This is a genomic window from Mesorhizobium sp. M7A.F.Ca.CA.002.05.1.1 (genome assembly GCF_003998335.1).
In the GTDB taxonomy this organism is placed as follows: domain Bacteria; phylum Pseudomonadota; class Alphaproteobacteria; order Rhizobiales; family Rhizobiaceae; genus Mesorhizobium.
Map to the genome: position 1 here is coordinate 1 of NZ_RZQI01000369.1, position 5559 is coordinate 5559.

The 5559-nt window shown below is 65.6% G+C and carries 4 protein-coding genes; 2 read left to right on the top strand and 2 right to left on the bottom strand.

Annotated elements, in window-relative coordinates; genetic code table 11:
• The coding region (locus EN939_RS18900) for a YifB family Mg chelatase-like AAA ATPase (protein WP_164751071.1) at nt 1–1192 on the top strand (1192 nt) is incomplete at its 5' end.
• Nucleotides 1193–1462: 270 nt separating this feature from the next.
• Nucleotides 1463–2002: a J domain-containing protein gene (locus EN939_RS18905; protein ID WP_127269222.1), complete on the top strand. Its 540-nt coding sequence runs from the start codon at nt 1463–1465 to the stop codon at nt 2000–2002.
• Nucleotides 2003–2061: 59 nt separating this feature from the next.
• Here the strand turns inward: EN939_RS18905 and EN939_RS18910 are convergent, their stop codons facing one another.
• Together EN939_RS18910 and EN939_RS18915 are read right to left on the bottom strand one after the other, a co-directional pair.
• The gene (locus EN939_RS18910) at nt 2062–4230 is read right to left on the bottom strand and encodes a malate synthase G (protein ID WP_127269223.1); all 2169 of its coding nucleotides are present in this window, start codon (nt 4228–4230) and stop codon (nt 2062–2064) included.
• A 98-nt stretch (nt 4231–4328) separates the two neighbouring features.
• On the bottom strand, nt 4329–5559 hold a 1231-nt coding region (locus tag EN939_RS18915; protein WP_272483102.1), incomplete at its 5' end, for a hydantoinase/oxoprolinase family protein.

The following is a 5559-nucleotide window of genomic DNA, read 5'->3' on the forward strand; positions in this document are numbered from 1 at the left end:
GATTGCCGCGGTCGCCGGCTCCTTGCCGGCGGCGATCGCCGCCAATGCCGAGGGCAAGGGCCTGATCTGCCCGTTCGCATGCGGGCCGGAAGCGGCCTGGGCTGGTCGGGAATTCGACATTCTGGCGCCGCGCAGTCTGATCGCCATCGCCAATCATTTTCGCGGCACGCAGGTGCTGTCGCGCCCCGAGCCCGGCATTCATGCCGCCGCTCTGGATTTGCCTGACCTCGCCGACATCAAGGGCCAGGAGACCGCCAAGCGGGCGCTGGAAGTGGCCGCCGCCGGTGGGCATAATCTGCTCATGATCGGACCCCCGGGATCCGGCAAATCGATGCTGGCGCAGCGGCTGCCGTCGATCCTGCCGCCGCTGGCGCCGAAGGAATTGCTCGAAGTCTCGATGATCGCCTCGGTGGCAGGAGAGCTCGGCGAAGGTAAGCTGACCGACCGGCGGCCGTTCCGGGCGCCGCACCACTCGGCCTCGATGGCGGCGATGGTCGGCGGCGGTATCCGCGCGCGGCCGGGCGAGGTGTCGCTGGCCCATCACGGCGTGCTGTTCCTCGATGAGTTTCCCGAGTTCACGCCGCAGACGCTTGATGCGTTGCGCCAGCCGTTGGAGACCGGCGACTGCATGATAGCGCGAGCCAATCATCGCGTCACCTATCCGGCGCGTATCCAGCTGGTGGCGGCGATGAACCCGTGCCGCTGCGGCATGGCCGGCGAGCCGGGCTATCGCTGCCTGCGCGGCGAGCGTTGCCGTACCGACTATCAGGCGCGCATTTCGGGTCCGCTGCTCGACCGCATCGATCTCAGGATCGAAGTGCCGGCGGTCTCGGCCAGCGACCTGATCCGGCCCGACCGGGCGGAGAAAAGTGCCGATGTGGCGCTGCGTGTGGCACGCGCCCGCACCATCCAACGCGAACGTTTCGAGCGGCTCGGCGCCACCCGCGCCACCACCAACGCGCATTGCGCGCCCTCGGTCATCGACGAGATCGCCATGCCGGACGCCGCCGGCCTGTCGCTGCTCAAGGACGCCAGCGAAAAGCTCGCCTTTTCGGCGCGGGCCTATCATCGCGTGCTGAAGGTGGCGCGGACGCTCGCCGATCTCGACGCCAGCGAAACCGTCGGCCGAATCCATCTGGCCGAAGCGATCTCCTACCGCATGAGCTCGGAGCGGATGGCGCAGGCGGCGTAGGTCCGCCGACAAGCCGACCTCGCCACATTGCCTTCCGCGATCACGCCATAACCCGGCCTCCGCGAATCGATCATCTCCACGGTGCGGCGGACCTGATTGTCCGCTTGGCCGGCGTCCTCACCACCCAACGGCCCCCACCGACCGGACGCCGGCCATTTTCTTCCTCTTCCAGAAAGCGTGGATGTCATCGGCGTCGGACCAAGGTCCTGGCCTCCGCATTGACATTCCTTATTTAGACAATGCGAATATGGTGTGGCCGGGGAGCCCGCTATGTTCATTGACTACTACGAAGTTTTGGAAGTTAGCCCGAACGCCAATTCGGAAACGCTGGAGCGCATATTTCGCTATTTTGCGATGCGCTATCATCCAGACAATCGCGAAACCGGCGATGAAGCCCGTTTCAGTGAAATCGTGGAAGCCCACAATACGCTCAAGGATCCGGTCAAACGCGCACAATACGACATCGCGTACAGGGACCATGCCGGCCTTCGCCGTGAATTGACCGAGGAAGCCAGCAACACCAAAGGCATCGAGCGTGACGTCGTGATCCAGGCCAGGCTGCTGTCGCTGCTTTACGCGAAGCGCCGGCACGACGTCAGCAATCCCGGGATCGGAGATGTGGAGCTCGAACGCTTATCAGGCTGTCCGCGAGAGCATCTCGAATTTCATCTCTGGTATCTGAAAGCGAAGGCCTGGATAGCAAGAGTGGAAAACGGGACGATCGCGATTACGGTGGAAGGCGTCGATCGGGTCAACTCCGAACACCGTCGCGATCCCACCATCCGGCTCCTGGACCATACAGCTCCCTGACGCCTCACCCCGGAGAAAGCAGGCCGAAAACCCGCCGCCCATACACGACACTGGCCTATTCAGCTCTGCTGCGCCTTCAGTTCCAGCCGCCGCGCGTGCAGCACCGGCTCGGTGTAGCCATTGGGCTGGACGCGGCCCTTGAAGACCAGGTCACAAGCGGCCTGGAAGGCGATCGACTTGGCGAAATCGGCCGCCATCGGCTGGTAAAGCGGGTCGCCCTCGTTCTGGCGGTCGACGATGTCAGCCATGCGCTTCATCGTCGCCATCACCTGGTCCTCGCTGCACACACCGTGGTGCAGCCAGTTGGCGATGTGCTGTGAGGAAATACGCAATGTGGCGCGGTCTTCCATCAGGCCGACATCGTTGATGTCAGGCACTTTCGAGCAGCCGACGCCCTGGTCGATCCAGCGGACGACATAGCCAAGAATGCCCTGCGCGTTGTTGTCGAGTTCCTTCTGGACGTCTTCGGGCGACCAGTTCGGCCGCACGGCCACGGGCACCGACAGGATGTCGTCGAGCTTCGCCTTGGGCTGGTTCTTCAGCGCCGCCTGCACGGCGTGGACGTCGACCTTGTGATAGTGCGTGGCATGCAGCGTCGCCGCCGTTGGCGACGGCACCCAGGCAGTGTTTGCGCCGGCCTTGGGGTGGGCAATCTTCTGTTCCAGCATCGCCGCCATCAAATCCGGCATCGCCCACATGCCCTTACCGATCTGGGCGTGGCCGGCCAAGCCGCATTCCAGCCCGATGTCGACATTCCACGCCTCGTAGGCGGAAATCCAGGCGGCCTGCTTCATGTCGCCCTTGCGGATCATCGGGCCGGCTTCCATCGAGGTGTGGATCTCGTCGCCGGTGCGGTCGAGGAAGCCGGTGTTGATGAACACGACGCGCGCTTTTGCGGCGCGGATCGCCTCCTTGAGGTTGACGGTGGTGCGCCGCTCCTCATCCATAATGCCCATCTTGATGGTATTCCTGGCCATACCGAGCAGCGCTTCGACGCGGTCGAAGATCTCGACGGCGAAAGCGACTTCGTCGGGCCCATGCATCTTGGGTTTCACGACATACATCGAGCCCGCGCGGGAATTGGCGCGGCGGCCGTTCGGCCCTACATCGTGCAGCGCGATCAGCGCCGTCATCGCCGCATCCATGATGCCTTCCGGAACCTCGTTGCCGTCGCGATCCAGTATCGCCGGGTTGGTCATGAGGTGGCCGACATTCCTGACCAGCATCAGCGAGCGGCCGGGCACGGTCAGCGTGCCGCCGGCGGGCGCGGTGTAGGAGCGGTCAGGATTGAGCTTGCGGACAAAGCTCTTGCCGCCCTTGGTGATCTCTTCCGCCAAATCGCCCTTCATCAGGCCGAGCCAGTTGCGGTAGATGACGACCTTGTCTGGCGCATCCACCGCCGCGACCGAATCCTCGCAGTCCTGGATGGTGGTCAGCGCCGATTCCAGGATGACATCGGCGATGCCAGCCGGATCGGTGCGGCCGATCTGGTTGTTGCGGTCGATCGCGATCTCGATGTGCAGGCCGTTGCGCACCAGCAGCACCGCATCGGGATTGGCCGCGTCGCCACGGTAGCCGACGAATTGCCTGGGGTCGGCCAGCGTCGTCGAGCCGGCGCCGGCGCTCAGCCGCAAGGCACCTTGCGCCAGCGACAGACCATTGACGCCGGCCCATTTGCCTAGGGTGAGCGGGGCAGCCTCGTCGAGAAAGGTCTTCGTCCAGGCAACGACCTTGGCGCCACGCGCCGGATTGAAGCCCTTGCCCTTTTCGGCGCCATCCGTTTCGGGGATGGCATCGGTGCCGTAGAGCGCGTCGTAGAGCGAACCCCAGCGCGCATTGGCGGCGTTGAGCGCATAGCGCGCATTCATCACCGGCACGACCAGCTGCGGTCCGGCAACATCAGCAATTTCGGGGTCGACATTGTCGGTCGATACGCTGAAGGCCGGGCCTTCGGGAACGAGATAGCCGATTTCTTTCAGGAAGCCCTTGTAGGCCTCCATGTCGACCGGCGCGCCATGCTCGCGATACCAGCCGTCTATCTGTTCCTGGATGGCGTCGCGCTTTGCCAGCAGCGCCCGGTTCTTCGGCGCCAAATCATGGATGATGGCCGAAAAACCGTTCCAGAAGGCGTCCGCTTCGACGCCCGTGCCCGGCAGCGCTTCCCTGGCCACGAACTCATGCAGCTCGCGGGCAATCCGCAATCCGGCGATCTCGATGCGGTCGGTCATCAGGCTACTCCAGATGAAAGGCTTTGCGGGCCTTTGGCATGTCAGGTTTGCCGGGTCAATTCAGCTTAGGGTGAAGGTGGCGTATTTCGCCGCCCCGCTCAAACCGCAATCCTTGGCCTTCCCGAGGCCACCGCCACCACATGCGCCTCGATGAACATGCGCTGGGCTTCGACGGTCGAGACGCGGAATTCGGTGGCGACGTCGATCTCGGCGCTGTCGGTGCCGGCCTCCATAGCGCGCTCCGCGACGATGGCGCGGACATCGGCCTCGGCCGCCGCGATCGCTGTCGCCTCGTCGAGGAAATCGCGCACGGTCTCGCCCGAGGCGAGACGAAACAGCCCTTCCATGGGCTGGCTGACCCGCGCCTCGGCCGAAACCCTGACCTGGCCGACGACGGCGCCGAGCGCGTTGGCGACATCGGTATCCCTGGGCACCACGCAGTCATTGCCGATCAGCGGCGGCAGCCCGGCATAGTGCAGCGGCGCCGAGGCGCCGAGGCCGATGACCGGGCGGTCGAGCGCAACGCTCAGGCGGGCAATCCCGGGATGGGCGTCGACCGCGCGCTGCACCAAGGCATGCGCCACCGTCGACGCGCCATCGAGCCCATCCTCGGCAAAGGCGGTCTCGAGGATATACTCGGCCGACCAGCGCGTCAGCGTCACCAGCACCCGTTCCGAAATCGCTTCCGGCGAAGCTGCGATGTTCTGGCCACGGCCGTCACGCTTGCGGGCGAACAGTTCGGCGCCGAGGCGCGCGGCGATGGGATCCCAGTTCGCCTGCTTGCCGAGCACGTGGGCAGCGTCCGACGGGGTGAAGCCGGCGACATGCACCAGCCCGCGCGACACCAGCCGGTTCAGCGTCGCGTTCTGCGCGTTCGAGGTCAAAAGCCTGTCGACGGCGAGCGGCACGGCACCAATCAGCTCGTAGAGCTTGGCTTCGGCGCCGGTCAGGCCTGCGGCGAGCCGGTCCGGCACGCCGGTGCGCACCGCGAAGCGGCCGTCCATGCGGCCGGGATTGGGCGCCCGCAGCTGGCGTTCGAGTTCGGAGGTGACAGCTGTACCGTGCGCCATGCCGGCCAGCGCCAGCGGCACCAGGCGGCGCGGCCCGAGCAGGATCTTCGGGTTGAGCACGCCGTCCTCCAGCGTCACTTCGGAATCGCCGCCGAGGCCGAAGGTGCGCATGGCGACAGCCTCGACCATGGTGCGGAAGCCGCCGACGGTGGCGCCTTCCGGGTCGAGCCTGGGACGGCCGCCGTCGAGCACGGCGACGTCGGTTGTGGTGCCGCCGATGTCGGAGACCACAGCATTGTCGAGCCCGGTCATGTGGCGG